This is a genomic window from Streptomyces sp. NPDC058470 (assembly GCF_042721055.1).
In the GTDB taxonomy this organism is placed as follows: Bacteria; Actinomycetota; Actinomycetes; order Streptomycetales; family Streptomycetaceae; genus Streptomyces.
On record NZ_JBHXMF010000018.1, the window covers coordinates 1 to 16,777 of the forward strand.

General features: G+C 68.9%; 14 protein-coding genes and 1 tRNA gene. 10 read left to right on the forward strand and 5 right to left on the reverse strand.

The genetic code is table 11. The features are described 5' to 3' along the window. Positions 1 to 131 precede the first annotated feature (131 nt). Together ACFWP7_RS15360 and ACFWP7_RS15365 are read right to left on the reverse strand one after the other, a co-directional pair. Complete coding sequence (locus ACFWP7_RS15360; protein ID WP_384381562.1) at positions 132 to 878, reverse strand: ankyrin repeat domain-containing protein; 747 nt, start codon at positions 876 to 878, stop codon at positions 132 to 134. Positions 879 to 961: 83 nt separating this feature from the next. Next, positions 962 to 1,858 (reverse strand): hypothetical protein, encoded by an 897-nt coding sequence (locus ACFWP7_RS15365; protein ID WP_384381564.1) that lies wholly within the window; start codon positions 1,856 to 1,858, stop codon positions 962 to 964. 274 nt (positions 1,859 to 2,132) lie between these two features. Between ACFWP7_RS15365 and ACFWP7_RS15370 the strand changes: the two genes are divergently transcribed. The 7 genes from ACFWP7_RS15370 (at position 2,133) to ACFWP7_RS15400 (ending at position 10,759) form a co-directional block, all read left to right on the forward strand. Then, entirely contained in the window at positions 2,133 to 2,915 is a 783-nt protein-coding gene (locus ACFWP7_RS15370; protein ID WP_384381772.1) for a S1 family peptidase, read from the forward strand. Positions 2,916 to 3,163: 248 nt separating this feature from the next. After that, the gene (locus ACFWP7_RS15375; RefSeq protein WP_384381566.1) at positions 3,164 to 3,616 is read left to right on the forward strand and encodes a GNAT family N-acetyltransferase; all 453 of its coding nucleotides are present in this window, start codon (positions 3,164 to 3,166) and stop codon (positions 3,614 to 3,616) included. 305 nt (positions 3,617 to 3,921) lie between these two features. Then, the gene (locus tag ACFWP7_RS15380; RefSeq protein ID WP_384381568.1) at positions 3,922 to 4,290 is read left to right on the forward strand and encodes a chorismate mutase; all 369 of its coding nucleotides are present in this window, start codon (positions 3,922 to 3,924) and stop codon (positions 4,288 to 4,290) included. Between the two features lie 139 nt (positions 4,291 to 4,429). Next, on the forward strand, positions 4,430 to 4,981 hold the full coding sequence (locus ACFWP7_RS15385) for a two-component system response regulator (protein ID WP_384381570.1): 552 nt from the start codon (positions 4,430 to 4,432) through the stop codon (positions 4,979 to 4,981). Positions 4,982 to 5,038: 57 nt separating this feature from the next. After that, entirely contained in the window at positions 5,039 to 7,618 is a 2,580-nt protein-coding gene (gene pepN / locus ACFWP7_RS15390) for an aminopeptidase N (protein ID WP_384381572.1), read from the forward strand. A gap of 358 nt (positions 7,619 to 7,976) precedes the next feature. Further along, on the forward strand, positions 7,977 to 9,344 hold the full coding sequence (locus tag ACFWP7_RS15395) for a pyridoxal phosphate-dependent decarboxylase family protein (protein WP_384381574.1): 1,368 nt from the start codon (positions 7,977 to 7,979) through the stop codon (positions 9,342 to 9,344). After that, on the forward strand, positions 9,341 to 10,759 hold the full coding sequence (locus ACFWP7_RS15400) for a lysine N(6)-hydroxylase/L-ornithine N(5)-oxygenase family protein (protein ID WP_384381576.1): 1,419 nt from the start codon (positions 9,341 to 9,343) through the stop codon (positions 10,757 to 10,759). Before ACFWP7_RS15395 ends, ACFWP7_RS15400 begins: the two co-directional genes overlap by 4 nt. Before the next feature lie 13 nt (positions 10,760 to 10,772). Here ACFWP7_RS15400 and ACFWP7_RS15405 read toward each other — a convergent pair whose 3' ends face one another. Continuing rightward, complete coding sequence (locus ACFWP7_RS15405) at positions 10,773 to 12,578, reverse strand: bifunctional metallophosphatase/5'-nucleotidase (protein WP_384381578.1); 1,806 nt, start codon at positions 12,576 to 12,578, stop codon at positions 10,773 to 10,775. A 139-nt stretch (positions 12,579 to 12,717) separates the two neighbouring features. On the opposite strand from ACFWP7_RS15405, the gene ACFWP7_RS15410 reads away from it, so the two are divergent. Continuing rightward, positions 12,718 to 13,434, forward strand: coding sequence for an SIMPL domain-containing protein (locus tag ACFWP7_RS15410; protein WP_384381580.1), 717 nt, complete (start codon positions 12,718 to 12,720; stop codon positions 13,432 to 13,434). A gap of 174 nt (positions 13,435 to 13,608) precedes the next feature. Then, positions 13,609 to 15,045: a pyruvate kinase gene (pyk, locus tag ACFWP7_RS15415; protein WP_384381581.1), complete on the forward strand. Its 1,437-nt coding sequence runs from the start codon at positions 13,609 to 13,611 to the stop codon at positions 15,043 to 15,045. A gap of 9 nt (positions 15,046 to 15,054) precedes the next feature. On the opposite strand, the gene ACFWP7_RS15420 is transcribed toward pyk, so the two are convergent. After that, positions 15,055 to 15,828, reverse strand: coding sequence for a helix-turn-helix domain-containing protein (locus ACFWP7_RS15420; protein WP_384381583.1), 774 nt, complete (start codon positions 15,826 to 15,828; stop codon positions 15,055 to 15,057). 106 nt (positions 15,829 to 15,934) lie between these two features. After that, positions 15,935 to 16,007, reverse strand: a tRNA-Leu gene (locus ACFWP7_RS15425). Between the two features lie 100 nt (positions 16,008 to 16,107). Between ACFWP7_RS15425 and ACFWP7_RS15430 the strand changes: the two genes are divergently transcribed. Continuing rightward, positions 16,108 to 16,764 (forward strand): response regulator, encoded by a 657-nt coding sequence (locus tag ACFWP7_RS15430; RefSeq protein ID WP_365427797.1) that lies wholly within the window; start codon positions 16,108 to 16,110, stop codon positions 16,762 to 16,764. Positions 16,765 to 16,777: the final 13 nt, after the last annotated feature.

Genomic DNA, 16,777 nt, shown 5'->3' on the forward strand with positions numbered 1-16,777 from the left:
CCCCTCAGCCCGTCCGGCGTTTGAGGACGAGCGCGTCCAGCGCGACAGCGGGGGCCTGGGGGCGGCAGCCCCCAGAAAGAAGGGACGGGTAGGGGCGGAGGGGGCGAAAAAACCTCCCCGGCCCGCCCCGCTCAGGAACCCGTGCCGCGCAGGACCGCTTCGAGCAGGGCGGCTATCTCCAGGTGCCCCGTCTGTTGGTCGTTCCCCGCCACCGCGCGGCCTCGCGGGTCCAGGAGTTGGACCTCGATGATGTCGCCGCCGTCGTCCGGGTAGCGGTGGGTGACGAAGCGGCAGCCGGGATCGTAGGCCTGCTCCAGGCCCGCGCGGAGTTCGGCCTCCACGTCGAGGGTCAGCCAGCGGCGGGCCTCCGCAAGGGCCTCGGACCGGGACTGTGCGCCGTGCGTGAGGAGGGCGCGTACACAGCCGGGGGAGCCCCGGCGCGCGGCCGCCACCAGCGGGGGTTCGCCGGTCGGACCGGGACGGTCCGGGTCCGCGCCGCCCGCGAGAAGGGCCTCCGTCACCGCGACATGGCCGCACCGCAGCGCCCACGCCAGCGCGGTGAACCCGTGCTCCTCCACCGTGTCGGGTCCGGCCCCGGCCGACAGCAGGGCCCGTACGACCTCCGTGTGGCCGCCGCACGCCGCCCCGCACAGGGGAGCATCGGAGCCCGCGCTGAGCCGGTCGGGCGCGGCGCCGGCCGCAAGCAGCAGCCGTACGATGTCGGGCTGGTCGCTGACCGCCGCCAGGTACAGCACCGTCTGGCCGTCCTCGTCCACAGACTCCGGATCCGCGCCGGAACGCAGCAGCCGTACGACCGCGTCCTCGTCACCCTCGTACACAGCGGTGAAGACGAGCGCCGCAGGGTCGTTCTTGCTCATCCTTCGACCCTCGCTCTCGAAGGGCGCCCGAGGCAAAGGCTTTTGGGGTGTTCTGCCTCACTCCTCCCACCCATCCCGGGTTCCTACGTGTCGCACTCCAGCACCGTCCGGCACAGCGCGCAGCGTGCCCGTACCCGGCCTCGTACCGGCACCCTGATCCGCTGGTGGCAGGTCGGGCAGGGGAACGAGACGCCCAGTGGGCCGCGACCGTCGGCGCTGAAGGTGTAGGGGACGCCGGACGGTGAGCCGTGGCCGGGGTGGTCCTGGGCGTAGCGGCGGTCCTTGGCGTAGCGGCGGCGGCCCGCCCAGCCGGCCGCGGTCAGCGGCTGCTGCTGCTCGTCGCGGCGGGCCTGGGCCATGCCCTTGGTGTACGCCGTGTACGCCTGGGGGCTGGTGAACCAGATCGCGGGGTCCTCGCCGAAGACCAGGGCGCGCTTGGCGAGGACGTATCCGAACTCCTCCGGCGTCAGATAGCCGAGCTTCTGCGAGGAGGCCGCGTCCTCGCGGTAGGCGTCGAGAAGGAGCCAGCCGGCGCCGAGGTAGGCCGCCGCGGTGTCCGTGAGGATCTCGGTGTCCCGGGTGCCGGGGAAGGCGAGGTCCAGGCGGTGCAGGTAGACGTGCATGACCTCGTGGGCGAGGGCGGCACCGATGTCCCGGCGGTGGGTACGGAACCGGTCGTTGAGCTCGATGAAGTACTCGGGGCCCGCGGCGAGTTCGACGTTCGCCGCGTGGGTCATCTCGCGGAAGCCGATGATCATCCGGGCGTCCGGCAGCCGGTAGTGCCGCACCATCTCGCGGGCCACGCGCTGGGCGCCCAGATGCAGGTCGTCGCTGTCACTGAAGGCCACGTCGGCGGGGGCCACGCTGGTCGCGAAGGTGTGGACGGTGTCGTACGAGAGGCGTCTGTAGACCGCGGTGATCGAGGCCCGCACCGTGTCGAGGTGCGGGAAGCCGTGCTCGACGGGTCCGCCGTTCGCCACGTCCGCACCCCCTGAAGACGCCGGAACCGACTTCCACTGTAGGCCGGGTTCCGTCGGGCGGCGGAGTGCGGACGAGGGCGGCGAACCGGACATGGCCAAAATGAGCCCCTTGCCGGGGTCGTGGCGCGCTCTCCATAATCCGCAACAGCTTGGCAGGAACATGCCAGGCACCTCGGGTCAGTGGCGCTATCGGTGCCGCGTCCCAGTGCTGTGCGTGACGTGCGGCTCCCCGCCGCACGTTCAACCCCCCACGAAGGGAAGCACGTTGAAGTTCCTGAAGAAGTTCACCGGCGTCAAGAGAACGCTCGCCATCGGTGCCGTCCTCCTCGCGGCCGTCTCCCTCCAGCCCCTCTCCACCGCACAGGCCGCACCCGCGCCCGTCATCGGTGGAACCCGGGCCGCGCAGGGCGAGTTCCCGTTCATGGTCCGGCTCTCCATGGGCTGTGGCGGCGCGCTCTACACCCAGCAGATCGTGCTCACCGCCGCGCACTGCGTGAGCGGCACCGGCGCCAACACCAGCATCACCGCCACCGCCGGCGTCGTCGACCTCCAGTCCACCACCGGCCGGGTCCAGGTCAAGTCCACCTACGTCTACCGGGCCCCCGGCTACACCGGCGCCGGCAAGGACTGGGCGCTCATCAAGCTCGCCTCGCCCATCACCACCCAGTCCACCCTGAAGATCGCCACCACCACGACGTACAACACCGGCACCTTCACCGTCGCCGGCTGGGGATCGGCCAGCGAAGGCGGCGCTCAGCAGCGCTACCTGCTGAAGGCGACCGTGCCCTTCATCAGTGACGCCACCTGTCGCGCCTACAGCGGCTACAGCGGTCTTGTCGCCAGCGACGAGATCTGCGCCGGCTACGCAGCGGGCGGCGTCGACACCTGCCAGGGCGACTCCGGCGGCCCGATGTTCCGCCGGGACAGCGCCAACGCCTGGATCCAGGTCGGCATCGTCAGCTGGGGCATAGGCTGCGCCCGGGCCAACGCCCCCGGCGTCTACTCCGAGGTCTCGACCTTCGCGTCGGCCATCGCCAGCGCCGCGGCGACTCTCTGATCCCTGACTCTGTGCCGGCACACGCCTGTTCGTGGGCGTCCGCGACCCGTTCTGGTGTCGCGGACGCCCTGGCGCATGCAGCCGGCTGTAGGTCTCCGGCTGTAGGTCTCCGGCTGTACGTCTCTGGTTGTGCGTCTCTGGCTGTACGTCATGGGCCGTACGTCTCCGGCCGGGCGCGTCCCGCCGTGCGTGCGGGCCGCAGGAAGGGCGTTCGGACCCTGGCCCCCGAGGCTGGGATACTCCGCGCCATGAGTACCGCACATCAGCCGCCCGCACCCGCGTCGTTGCAGGTCGGCGACAAGGACGAGGCCCTGCGGCAGCGCCTCGACGACGAGTTGACCGCCTTCAACGGCCGTGCCACCGGCGCCGGGGAGCCGGTCCCGCTCTCCGTCCGGGTGACCGACTCCGCGGGCGACCTCGTCGGTGGCCTCACCGCCTGGGCCTGGGGCAGCCTCTGCGCCATCGACATGCTGTGGGTGCGCGAGGACCAGCGGCACGCGGGCTGGGGGAGCAAGCTGCTGCGGGCGGCCGAGGAGGAGGGCGCCCGGCGGGGCTGCACCGAGGTGATCGTCTCCTCCTTCACCTTCCAGGCCCCCGGCTTCTACCAAGGGCACGGCTACCGAGAGACGGGCCGCACGGAGGGTATTCCGGGCGGTCATCAGGACGTGCACTTCCACAAGGCGCTGAAGACCGATCACTGATGTGCGGTACGGGGCCACGGGCGCCGTCCCGGTCCCGGCGGGCCCCGGTCCCGGCGGCCCCCGCCCGCGACGCGTTCCAGCCACGTCCGTCGCCGGACGCAGGGAGCGCGCGCAGGCCATGCGGGGGCAACCGCGGAGCAATGCGGAAACATCCGCCGAGCAGGTGGGCGCAACCGCGGAGTATGCGGGAGGAACCGCAGGGCACGCGGGAGCAACCGCGGAGTATGCGGGAACCTCCGCACAGCACGTGGGAACATTCGCCCGCCCCGTGGAGAGCCTCCGCACGCCCCTTAGGGTTGGTCCCCATGACCACCAGTAACACCAACGAGACGGCCGGCGGCGCGGCCGGCCAGGTCGACCCGGCCGTCCGCGCCGAACTCGACCGGCTGCGCGACAGCATCGACAACATCGACGCCGCCGTCGTGCACATGCTCGCCGAGCGCTTCAAATGCACCCAGCAGGTCGGCCACCTCAAGGCCGCCCACCAACTGCCGCCCGCCGACCCGGCCCGTGAGTCCGCCCAGATCGCCCGACTGCGCCGGCTCGCCGAGAACGCCAAACTGGATCCGGCCTTCGCCGAAAAATTGCTCAATTTCATCATCGCCGAGGTCATCCGCCACCACGAGCGCATCGCGGACGGCGTCGACGGCCCCGCAACGGCGACGGGGGAGTGACACCGGGCGGTCCGACCGGGCATCCTGCGCTGAGCACTCTGCGCCGCCTTCGAGTCGAGCACTCCTTGTCAACCACGGGCACACGTCGTGAGTCCGGACGGGCATAAGCTGGTATGTCCAAACGAGGGGACGTCGGGCCATGCCTTCGGACGCCAAGATCCTCATCGTCGACGACCATGAGGACACGCTGTACGCCCTGGAGAGCGCGCTGGCCCCGCTGGGCTACCTCCTGTCCCGGGCGACCAGCGGCGACGAGGCACTCAAGGAGGTCCTGCGCGGCCAGGTCGGACTGCTCGTCCTCGACGTGCGCATGCCCGGCGTCAGCGGCCTCGACGTCGTGCGCTACATGCAACGCCTGGAACAGACCCAGCACATCCCCGTCCTCCTGGTCACCGGCTTCGGCCCCGACGCCGAACTGACCTCCGCCGCCTTCGGCCTCGGCGTCGCCGACCTGGTCATGAAACCCATCGACCCCTGGACGCTGCGCACCAAGGTCCGCTACCTGTACGACACCCACCGCCGCTACCTGAGCCTGGAACGCGAAGTGCGCGAACTGCGCGCCCTGGTCAAGGAACACACCCCTGACCCCGCCCCCGCGCACCCTGACACCCGCGTACCCCTCCAGCGCGACGCCCACCACGGGAAGCTGGAGCAGGACCAGACCTCGTGGTCCTCCGGAAACGGGGCGTAAAAGCCGTATACCGGTCCGCCCCTGTGCGCTGTCGGACCCATCAGGCAGCATGTCCTCATGTCCGTACTGACGCGCGACGAAGCGCAGACCCGTGCCAAGCTCCTCGACGTCCACCACTACGGGATCGACCTCGACCTGACCGGCGGGGACGACACCTTCGACTCCAGGACCGTCATCCGCTTCACCGCCCGCGCCGACGCGGACACCTTCGTCGAGCTGAAGCCCGCCGAGCTGCGCTCCGTCACCCTCGACGGACAGCCCCTCGCCCTCGAGACCCTCGACGAGAACCGGCTGCCGCTCAAGGGCCTGACCGCAGGTGAGCACGTACTGCGCGTCGACGCGGCGATGCGTTACTCCCGCACCGGCGAGGGCATGCACCGCTTCACCGACCCCGCCGACGGCCAGACCTATCTCTACACCCAGCTGTTCATGGAAGACGTCCAGCGCGTCTTCGCCGCCTTCGACCAGCCCGACCTGAAGGCCGTCTTCGAACTGACCGTCACCGCCCCCGAGGGCTGGACCGTCCTCGCCAACGGCGTCACCGAGCACCTGGGCAAGGGCCGCTGGGAAGCCGCCGCCACCCCGCTCATCTCCACCTACCTCGTCGCCGTCGCCGCAGGCCCCTGGCACTCCGTACGCACCGAACACCGCGGCCTCCCCTTCGGCATCCACTGCCGCCGCTCACTGGCCCCCCACCTGGACGCCGACGCCGACGAGATCCTCGACATCACCCGCGCCTGCTTCGACCGCTACCACGAGAAGTTCGACGAGCCCTACCCCTTCGACTCCTACGACCAGGCGTTCGTCCCCGAGTTCAACGCCGGAGCCATGGAGAACCCCGGACTCGTCACCTTCCGCGACGAGTTCATCTACCGCTCCGCCGTCACCGACACCGAGCGCCAGACCCGCGCCATGGTCATCGCCCACGAAATGGCCCACATGTGGTTCGGCGACCTCGTCACCCTGCGCTGGTGGGACGACATCTGGCTGAACGAGTCCTTCGCCGAATACATGGGCTACCAGACCCTCACCGAAGCCACCCGATTCACCCAGACCTGGACCGACTTCGGCGTCACCCGCAAACCCTGGGGCTACGACGCCGACCAGCGCCCCTCCACCCACCCCGTCGCCCCCGACCCGGACGCCGTCCCCGACACCGCCTCCGCCATGCTCAACTTCGACGGCATCTCCTACGCCAAGGGCGCCTCCGCACTACGCCAACTCGTCGCCTGGCTCGGCGAGAAGGACTTCCTCGCCGGCATCAACACCCACTTCGCCCGCCACAAGTTCGGCAACGCCACCCTCGCCGACTTCATCGACTCCCTCGCCGGAGCGACCGAACGGGACGTACACGCCTGGGCGAAGGCCTGGCTGCGCACCACCGGCGTCGACACCCTCACCCCCGAAGTCCGAGCCGAGAACGGAAACTGGCACCTCGACATCGGGCACGAGAGCAGTGGCGGAGTCTGGTCCAAGCCCGACCCCGCCAAGGACCGCAACGGCCTCAAGCACCTCACCACGCGCAAGTCCCCCGGCGGCAGGCGCCCGCACCGCATCACCATCGGCGTCTACGACCATGACCTCCACGACGCGAGCCTGCTGACCCTGCGCACCCGACTGGAGGCGGACCTCCCCGCCACCGGCAACATCGGCATCAGCACCGCCGGCCCACGCCCCGCCCTCGTCCTCCTCAACGACGGCGACCTCACCTACGCCAAGGTCCGCTTCGACGCCGAGTCCCTCGACGCCGTCCGCACCCGTCTCTCCGGCCTGCCCGACCCGCTCACCCGCGCCGTCGTCTGGAACGCCCTGCGCGACGCCGTACGCGACGGCGAACTCCCCGCCATGGCCTACCTGGACGCCGCCCGCGCCCACCTCCCGCACGAGAGCGACCTCGCCCTCGTCCAAGGCGTCCTGTCCTTCGCCGCCGCCCAGGTCGCCGACCGCTACCTGCCCGCCGAGGACCGGCCCACCGCCCTCGCCACCCTCACCTCCCTGTGCCGCGACCTGCTCCGCCGCACCGAGGACGGCACCAACCCGGGCCTGCGCCTCACCGCCGTACGCCACTTCATCGACGTCGCCGCCCACCCCGACACCATCAGCGCCTGGTTCTCCGAGGGCACCGTCCCCGGCGGACCCGAACTCGACCCCGAGCTGCGCTGGCGCATCCTGGGCCGGCTCGCCGTCCACGGCGCGATCGACGACGCGGTCATCGACGCCGAACTCGTCCAGGACCCCAGCGCCGCCGGCCAGGAAGGCGCCGCCCGCTGCCGCGCCGCGCTGCCCGACCCGCAGGCCAAACGCGCCGCCTGGGAATCGATGTTCGCCACCGACGACCTCTCCAACTACCTCTTCACCGCCACCGCCCAGGGCTTCTGGCAGCCCGAACAGGCCGACCTCGTCAGGGAGTACGTCGAGCGCTACTGGCCCGACGCCGTCGCCCTGGCCGCCCGCCGAGGCCCCGCCATCGCCGACGCCGCCGGCCGCTGGGCCTTCCCCGTGTACGCCGTCACCCCGCACACCCTCGCGCTCGGCGAAGCCTGCCTCCGCGACGCCGACCCCATCCCGGCCCTGCGCCGCAAACTCGCCGACCAACTCGACGACCTGGAAAGGGCGTTGCGGGTCAGGGGGGCGTAGGCGTAGGCCCCCGCGATCCCCGGCCCCGTTGTGGTGCGGGCCGGGGATTTTCTCGCCCCCTCCGCCCCCAAACCCCTGCTCCTCAAACGCCGGAGGGGCTGTCTCCAGCCCGTCCGGCGTTTGAGGACGAGCGCGTTCAGCGCGATACGGGGGTCTGAGGGCGGAGCCCCCAGGAACAAGGGACGGGTAGGGGCGGCGGGGGCGAAAAACCCCTTAGCACCCCACCCGCTCCAACGCATTTCCTCCGCACGGCAGTACCCCCTTTCGGGTCGGATCGTTGTCCCTCGCGGGCGCGCCGACCCGATCCGCGTACAGGCTTGGACCCCACCCTGCCGCGCGCCCACCGGAGGACACCCCCATGAGCACGCCGCCCCTCGCCTCAGGCCCCCAAGGCCCCGACGCCCTGCGGCCGTTGCTCGACACCGTGCTCGACGCGCTCCGCGAAGGCGGCGAGGCCAGGGGAGGACCACTGCCCGCCGGGGGACCGGCGGCGGTGGCGCGACGGCTGCGGGACGCGGTCGGGGACGTACTGCCCCGGCAGGGAACCCAAAACGCCCTGCGCACCCTCGTACGGGCCCTCGCCGAAGGCGCCGCAGACCCCGCCCACCCCCTGTGCGCCGCCCACCTCCACTGCCCACCCCTCGCCGTCGCCACCGCCGCGGACCTCGCCACCTCCGCCCTCAACCCCTCCCTGGACTCCTGGGACCAGGCCCCCGCCGCCTCCGAACTGGAGGCACTCGTGACACGGGCGCTGGCGAGCGAAGTCGACGCGGCCGACGCACTCGTCACCACCGGCGGCACCGAGTCCAACCAACTCGCCCTCCTCCTCGCCCGCGAAGCCCACCACGGCGCACACGGCGGCGTACGACTCGTGCACGGCGCCAACGCCCACCACTCCCTGCACCGCGCCGCCTGGCTCCTCGGCCTGCCCGACCCCGTCGTCGTCCCCGCCCCCGCCGGCACCATGGACCCCGCCGCCCTCGACGAAGCCCTCACCAAGCTGTGCGGCCCCCTGATCGTCGCCGCCACCGCCGGCACCACCGACGCCGGCCTCATCGACCCGCTCCCCGAGATCGCCGACCTCTGCGCCACCCACGGCGCCCGCCTCCACATCGACGCCGCCTACGGCGGAGGCCTCCTCTTCAGCGACCGCCACCGCCACAAACTCGACGGACTCCAGCGCGCCGACACCATCACCCTCGACCTGCACAAACTCGGCTGGCAGCCCGTCGCCGCCGGCCTCCTCACCCTCCGCGACGCACACGACGTCACCGCACTGCAACACCGCGCCGACTACCTCAACGCCGACGACGACACCGAAGCAGGCCTCCCCGACCTCCTCGGCCGCTCCCTGCGCACCACCCGACGCCCCGACATCCTCAAAATCGCCGTCACCCTCAAAACACTCGGGAGGGAAGGACTCGGCGCACTCGTCGACCAAGTCTGCGCCCGCGCCCAAGAGTTCGCCGACCTCATAGCTGCCCACCCCGGCTTCGAGCTCTACGACCGGCCGACCATCAGCACCGTCCTGTTCCGGCCCACCGAAGCCACCGACGACGCCGTCGCCGCCGTACGCCGCACCCTCCTGCACCAAGGACGCGCCGTCCTCGGACGCGCCACCCTCGACGGCCGACGCTGGCTCAAAGCCACCCTCCTCAACCCCCACACCCGGCCCGACGACCTGGCCACCCTCCTGAAACTGGTGGAAGGACACACACCCCGATGAGCCCGACGCCCAACCCCCCACACCCCGCCACCGAAGCACCCCGCGACCTGGTGGGCATCGGCATCGGCCCCTTCAACCTCTCCCTCGCCGCCCTCGCCCAACCCCTCGCCGAACTCGACACCGTCTTCTACGAACAGCGCCCCGGCTTCGACTGGCACCCCGGCCTCCTCATCGACGGCGCCACCCTCCAAGTCCCCTTCCTCGCCGACCTGGTGACCCTCGCCGACCCCACCAGCCCCTGGTCCTTCCTCAACTACCTCAAAGCCCGCGACCGCCTCTTCCCCTTCTACTTCACCGAGCGCTTCCACATCCAGCGCCTCGAATACGACGCCTACTGCCGCTGGGTCGCCGACAGCCTCCCCGCACTCCACTTCGGCCACCAGGTCGACGCCGTCCGCTGGAACCCCGAACGCGCCCTCTTCGAAGTCGACTTCACCCAACTCGACACCGACGGAGAAGCCGAATCCCTCGGCCGCACCTACACCCGCAACATCGTCCTCGGCGTCGGCACCGCCCCCAACATCCCCGACGCCCTCAAACCCCTCGCCGCGGCCCCCGGCGTACCCGTCATCCACGCCGCGGACTACCTCAAACACCGCGAACAGTTCCTCACCGCCGAACACATCACCGTCATCGGAGCCGGACAGTCAGGCGCCGAAGTCTTCCTCGACCTGCTGCGCAACCGACCCGCAGGCCGCGAGCAAATCCACTGGCTCGCCCGCACCGAAGCCTTCGCACCCATGGAGTACTCCAAGCTCGGCCTCGAACACTTCACCCCCGACTACACCCGCTACTTCCACCACCTCACCGAACCCGTACGCGACCGGCTCGTCGCCGCCCAATGGCAACTCCACAAAGGCATCGACGCCGACACCATCGCCGCCATCCACGACGAGCTCTACCGCCGCACCCTGCACGGCGGCTGGCCCGACGCCGTCCTCACCCCCGCCGTCACCGTCCGCACCGCAGGACGCGTCGCCGCCACCAAAGTCGAACTCCACCTCGAACACACCCAACAAGGCGCCCGCTCCCGCCTCACCACCGACGCCGTCGTCCTCGCCACCGGCTACCGCGAACGCCCCCTCGGCCGCATCCTCGCCGGACTCGACCCCTACCTCCGCCGCGACAGCTCCGAACGCCCCCGCATCGACGACCAGTTCCGCCTCATCCTCGACCCCTCCGTCACCGGCCACGTCCACGTCCAGAACGCCGAACTCCACACCCACGGCGTCGGCGCCCCCGACCTCGGCCTCGCCGCCTGGCGCAGCGCCACCATCCTCAACGCCCTGACCGGGGAAGACCCCTACCCCCTCCCCGACCGAACCGCCTTCACCACCTTCGGACTCACCCCACAACCCCAGATCCCGTCCGCCCGCCAGGAACGCGTCCTGATCCCCCTCGCAGACGGGATCTGAGACAAACAAGGAATCAGAAGACCGGCGTACCGTCCCGCGTCAGCTTCCAGTCCACCGAAGCGAACTCCGCCGGATCCAGCGAACCCTTCGCCGTCACCCACTCCGCGATCCGCGTCCGGATCTCCGTCGACTCCGACCACACCTCCGTCGCCGACGCCACATACGGGAACGCACCGCCACCGTTCGCCCGGTAGTTGTTCACCGCCAGCACGAACCGCTGCGCGTCATCCAACGCAGCACCGTTGTACGCCAGGTTCTTGATCCGCGAACCCTCCGCCTGCGCGATGTCGATGTCGTACGTCAGACCCGACACATAGTCGTAGTTGTAATCCGGACGGTTGTTCGCGTTCGTCAGCTTCTCCACGTCGACCACCGCGCCCGCCGCCGTCTGCACGAAATAGTTCGCCGAATACTCCAGGTACGCCCGCACCTGCGCACCCGTCAGCACCTTCGCCACCAGCGTGTTGTCATACACATACAGACCCGACAGATCCCGGATCGTCACATTCCCCGCCGGAATCTCCGACGTACGCGAGAACGGCGACGCCTGCGCGATCACCGGCAAAGACGCGTACTCCGTACCCACCAACGCCGCCCTGACCACGTCCTCCTGCACCTTGGTGATCAGATCGATGATCGGAGCGTCCTTGTACCGCGCCTCCACCGTCGTCAACGTCTGAGTCGCCGTACCGACCACCTGGTTGACATACGCGACGACCACATCGTGCTCGTCCTTCAGCAACTTCGTGATCTTCGGGTCGTCGGCGACCGAGTTCGAGTTACGGACCGACGCCGCCACCGACTCGACCGACCACTTCCCCTTCTCGAAAACCAACTCGATGTCGAAGAGGGACAGCCGCTCCGCATACGCCAACGGCTCCGACAGCACCACCGTCTTACCGGTCGCCGTGTTCGTGACCTTCAGCTCCGGGATCTCCACATGCGCATGCCCGACCAGAATCGCGTCGATGCCAGGAACCTGCTGCGCCACCAGCGCCGCCGAGTTCTCGACATACGGCAACTGATCACCGTACGACGACGTGCCGGACGAACCCGAGTGCGCCGACACCACGACCACATCAGCACCCATCGACCGCAGCTTCGGCACCCACTTCGCCGCCTGCTCCTCCAGACCCGGGAACGTCAACTTCCCCTGGACATACGCCTTGTCCCAGATCGCGATACCCGGGTTCGTCAGACCGAGAACGGCGACCTTGACCGACGGCGCACCCTTCACGTGGAACGTCTTCATGAAGTACGGCGGGAAAGCCGGCTTCAGCGTCTTCGCGTCCAGCGCGTTCGCACCGAGGAGCGGGAAACGGCACTGCTCCTCGAACTTCCGCAGCGTCTCGATGCCGTAGTTGAACTCATGGTTGCCAAGGGCCACCGCGTCATAGCCGATCGCGTTCATCGCCTGCGCCATCGGGTGGACCGGGCCGCCCTTCGCCGTGATCGGGTCCACCTTCGCGTAGTAATACGTCAGCGGAGTGCCCTGAATCGTGTCACCCGCGTCCAGAAGTAACGTGTTGGAGCGCCCCTTCTCCTTGCGGACCGCGTTCACCAGCGTCGAAATCCGCGCCAGCCCCTGCGCGTTGCCCGCCGTGTCCTTGTACTCCGCATCCTTGAAGTAGTCCCAGTTGAAAACATGACCGTGCAGATCGGTCGTGCCCATCACCGTCAGCGAGTACCGCTTCACGGGCCTCCCGCCCTTCTTCGCCTCAGCGGCCTGCGCGGCCGGAGTCGCCACCGCCCCGGCGAGCGCGACCCCCGCCCCCGTCACAGCGGACTTCTTCAGAAACCTACGGCGGTTCAACGACATCTCAGCGACTCCTCAGGAAACAAGCCAACGACGCGCGTAGATTCTGGCCCACCAGCCACCACCACAACAGGTCCAGAAGGTTTCGATCTGGTGACCTACCGCCGCCACAACCGACCCCACCAGTGACAGAGTGGGACGTATGGCACCCACCGCAGAGGAACCCCAACCCGCCCTCCCCTACGGCACCCCCGACTCACCCCGCATCGCCGTCCGAGGCGAAGCCCACCTCGAAGTCGACCCCGAAATCGCCCGCATCGGCATCACCGTCAGCGCCCGCGGCACCGACCGACAAGGCGCCCTCATCGACCTCACCCGCCGCAACACCACCGCGCTCGACCTCGTCAAAACCTACGGCGACGCCGTCGAACGCGTAGAAACCGGCGCCTTCTCCATCAGCCCCGAACTCACCAAACACGGCCGCGGCGAACGCATCCGCGCCTACCACGGCCGCGTCCACATCACCGCCGAACTCACCGACTTCACCGCCCTCGGCGAACTCACCACCCGACTCGCCGACCTCGACCTCACCCGCGTCGACGGCCCCTGGTGGGCCCTGCGCCCCACCTCCCCCTCCCACAGCCAAGCCCGCCAACAAGCCGTCCGCGAAGCCGTCCAGCGCGCCCGCGAATACGCCGAAGCCCTCGGCACCACCCTCGCCGCCCTCATCGAACTCGCCGACATCGGCGCCGAAAACACCCAGCAATACCCCCAGGCCCCCGGCCGCGCCATGCGCTCCATGTCCTACGCCGCAGACACCACCGACACCGAAGTCGCCGCCCTCGACCTCGAACCCCAACGCCAGCACGTCTACGCCCAGGTCAACGCCCGATTCACCATGGCACCACCCCAGCTGTAGCCCCAGCCGCAGATATGCGGAATTGTGCCCGAGGGGGCACGGAAAGCGACCCCCGCGCTCATCAGAGCACCCCGGCGCACAATTCAACGCTTGTCAATAACCCTTCACACAAAGGTTGTTGAGTAGTCATGCGGCGCCAATTCCCTACCCGCCGGTAAGGCCTACGCTCGAAACATGCGCCGAGCAAAAATCGTCTGTACTTTGGGCCCCGCCACCGACTCGTACGACCAGATCAAGGCACTGGTCGACGCCGGAATGGACGTAGCCCGCTTCAACCTCAGCCACGGCACCTACGCCGACCACGAGGAGCGCTACCAGCGCGTACGAAAGGCCTCCGACGAGTCCGGCCGCAGCGTCGGCATCCTCGCCGACCTTCAAGGCCCGAAGATCCGACTCGGCCGCTTCACCGAAGGCCCCGTACTCCTTGAACGCGGAGACACCTTCACCATCACCGTCGAAGAAGGCGTCCAAGGCGACCGCCAGACCTGCGGAACGACCTACGACGGACTCGCGACCGACGTCACCACCGGCGAACGCATCCTCGTCGACGACGGCAAAGTCACCCTCGAAGTCACCTCCGTCGACGGCCCTCGCGTCCACACCACCGTCATCGAAGGCGGCATGGTCTCCGACAACAAGGGCCTCAACCTCCCCGGCGTCGCCGTCTCCGTCCCCGCACTCTCCGACAAGGACGAAGCAGACCTCCGCTGGGCCCTGCGCATCGGCTGCGACGTCATCGCGCTGTCCTTCGTGAGAAGCGGGAAGGACATCGACGACGTCCACCGCATCATGGACGAAGAAGGCCGCCGCCTCCCCGTCATCGCCAAGATCGAGAAGCCCCAGGCCGTCGACAACATCGACGACATCGTCGCCGCCTTCGACGGCATCATGGTCGCCCGCGGCGACCTCGGCGTCGAAATGCCCCTGGAACAGGTCCCGATCGTCCAAAAACGCGCCATCAAACTCGCCAAGCGCAACGCCAAGCCCGTCATCGTCGCCACCCAGATGCTCGACTCGATGATCGAGAACTCCCGCCCCACCCGCGCCGAAGCCTCCGACGTCGCCAACGCCGTCATCGACGGCACGGACGCCGTGATGCTCTCCGGCGAGACCAGCGTCGGCAAATACCCCATCGAGACCGTCCGCACCATGGGCCGCATCGTCGAAGCCGCCGAAGAGGACATCCTCGACAAGGGCCTCCCGCCCCTCACCGACCGCAACAAACCCCGCACCCAGGGCGGCGCCGTAGCCCGCGCCGCCGCCGAAATGGGCGACTTCCTCGGCGCCAAATTCCTCGTCGCCTTCACCCAGTCCGGCGACACCGTCCGCCGCCTGTCGCGATACCGCTCCCCGATCCCGCTGCTCGCCTTCACACCGGCCCCGGAAACCCGCTCCCAGCTGAACCTCACCTGGGGCGTCGAAACCTTCCTCGGCCCCCACGTCGACTCCACCGACGCGATGGTCGACCAGGTCGACGAGCTGTTGTTGAAGTACGGCCGCTGCGAGAAGGGCGACATCGTCGTCATCACGGCCGGCTCCCCGCCCGGAGTCTCCGGCTCGACCAACCTCGTACGCATCCACCACGTCGGTGAGGACGACAGTCCCAAGTAGCTGTCTCCGTCAGTACTTGGGGCCTACGTGGGTGTCCATGAGGGCGACGGAGGCGCGGCGCGCGACGGAGATGTTGTATGGGTTTCCGTGGCGCGTGCAGTGCGTCCAGTCGATGCCTAGCTTGTCCAGGGTGTCCGTGTAGAGCTGGCGGATGTCGTCGGACACGTTGGTGAAGAAGTACCGGGGGTACTCGTAGCGCTTGCGCTCACCGGCGACGAGGCGGGTCGTCCAGTTGGTGGTGCGGCAGCCGTCGGAGTGGATGAGGCCTCGGATGAACTCCCAGGGGTGGGCATCGACGATTTCCTGCTGCCAGGGTTCGAGGACAATGGGGCGGTCGTGCTTCTTGCCGGGGCCGTGCTGAGGGAAGAAGCAGGGCCAGTGTCGGCTGTAGCCGACGACTGAGACGTAGCCCACTGCCTGAACTCGGTTCGACTTCTTGCTGGGGTTGATGGCCTCGATGGCGGCAGCGCAGGCCTCGATGAGGCCGGGCCAGGCGTTGGCGCATGCGATGCGCAGAACGTAACCCGCTCGCATGCCGCTGATGCAGCCGTCACCGAGGTAGATCCCCAGGAGGTAGCTGTAGGCCGCTTTGTCGGTGGGCGGCTCATCTGCTGGACCGCATCTTGCGCACGGCTTGTGCTGCATTTGCGGTAACGGATCGATTCGTGATTGCCAGGAACGGATCGCTGCTCGGGAGACCCCGGTCTCTTTGCTTACCGAGTTCATGCTGCGCCCCTGGGCGACCAGAGCCAGTGCCCGCTTACGTGTGCCCATGTCGTACATGCGGCCACCCTGCGCGACTGATTGTCACGGTGTGCAGCAAAAAGCGGATGTTCACGAGAACGTGGACATCCGCTTTTTGATGGCGACCTTGGAATCCAAGGAAAAGTGCCCCGAGTCGGATTCGAACCGACGCTGTATGGGTTTTGAATCCATCGTCTCTACCGCTGGACTACCGGGGCTTCCTCTAAAACAAAGGCTAGCGGTCACCCGCCGTGTACCTACTTTAGCGCAGCTAGGTAGGCTCTTGTAGGCAGTACCCCGCCCGAACGAGGAGCCCCCGTGACCGCCCCCGAGTCGCCCCAGCCCGTAGACGCGCCCGACGACGACAAGTCGCACGTGCCTCCGCTGACGACCCGCGTCGTCATCGCTGAGGACGAGGCGCTGATTCGTCTCGACCTCAAAGAGATGCTGGAGGAAGAGGGCTACAGCGTCGTGGGCGAGGCGGGCGATGGTGAGCAGGCCATCGAGTTGGCGCGGGAGCACAAGCCGGATCTGGTGATCCTGGACGTGAAGATGCCCAAGCTCGATGGGATCTCCGCCGCCGAGAAGATCGCCGAAGAGGGCATCGCCCCCGTGCTGATGCTGACGGCGTTCTCGCAGCGCGACCTGGTCGAGCGGGCTCGTGACGCGGGCGCGATGGCGTACCTGGTGAAGCCGTTCAGTAAGAGTGACGTGGTGCCGGCGATCGAGATGGCGGTGTCGCGGTTCACGGAGCTGAAGCAGCTGGAGCAGGAGGTCGCGGACCTCAGTCAGCGGCTGGAGACGCGGAAGCTGGTCGATCGGGCGAAGTCGGTGCTGCAGACGCAGTACGGGCTGACGGAGCCGGCCGCGTTCCGGTGGATTCAGAAGACGTCGATGGACCGGCGGATGTCGATGCAGCAGGTCGCTGAGGCGGTTATTCAGGACGCCGAGGAGAAGAAGTCCGCGAAGGACTAGCCAGAGCCGGACC

Excerpts from the sequence above, each read along its gene's own strand:
- ACFWP7_RS15360 (WP_384381562.1), bottom strand. The coding sequence starts at position 878 with ATGAGCAAGAACGACCCTGCGGCGCTCGTCTTCACCGCTGTGTACGAG.
- ACFWP7_RS15375 (WP_384381566.1), top strand. The coding sequence starts at position 3,164 with ATGAGTACCGCACATCAGCCGCCCGCACCCGCGTCGTTGCAGGTCGGC.
- ACFWP7_RS15380 (WP_384381568.1), top strand. The coding sequence starts at position 3,922 with ATGACCACCAGTAACACCAACGAGACGGCCGGCGGCGCGGCCGGCCAG.
- ACFWP7_RS15385 (WP_384381570.1), top strand. The coding sequence starts at position 4,430 with ATGCCTTCGGACGCCAAGATCCTCATCGTCGACGACCATGAGGACACG.
- pepN (WP_384381572.1), top strand. The coding sequence starts at position 5,039 with ATGTCCGTACTGACGCGCGACGAAGCGCAGACCCGTGCCAAGCTCCTC.
- ACFWP7_RS15395 (WP_384381574.1), top strand. The coding sequence starts at position 7,977 with ATGAGCACGCCGCCCCTCGCCTCAGGCCCCCAAGGCCCCGACGCCCTG.
- ACFWP7_RS15400 (WP_384381576.1), top strand. The coding sequence starts at position 9,341 with ATGAGCCCGACGCCCAACCCCCCACACCCCGCCACCGAAGCACCCCGC.
- ACFWP7_RS15405 (WP_384381578.1), bottom strand. The coding sequence starts at position 12,578 with ATGTCGTTGAACCGCCGTAGGTTTCTGAAGAAGTCCGCTGTGACGGGG.
- ACFWP7_RS15410 (WP_384381580.1), top strand. The coding sequence starts at position 12,718 with ATGGCACCCACCGCAGAGGAACCCCAACCCGCCCTCCCCTACGGCACC.
- pyk (WP_384381581.1), top strand. The coding sequence starts at position 13,609 with ATGCGCCGAGCAAAAATCGTCTGTACTTTGGGCCCCGCCACCGACTCG.
- ACFWP7_RS15420 (WP_384381583.1), bottom strand. The coding sequence starts at position 15,828 with ATGTACGACATGGGCACACGTAAGCGGGCACTGGCTCTGGTCGCCCAG.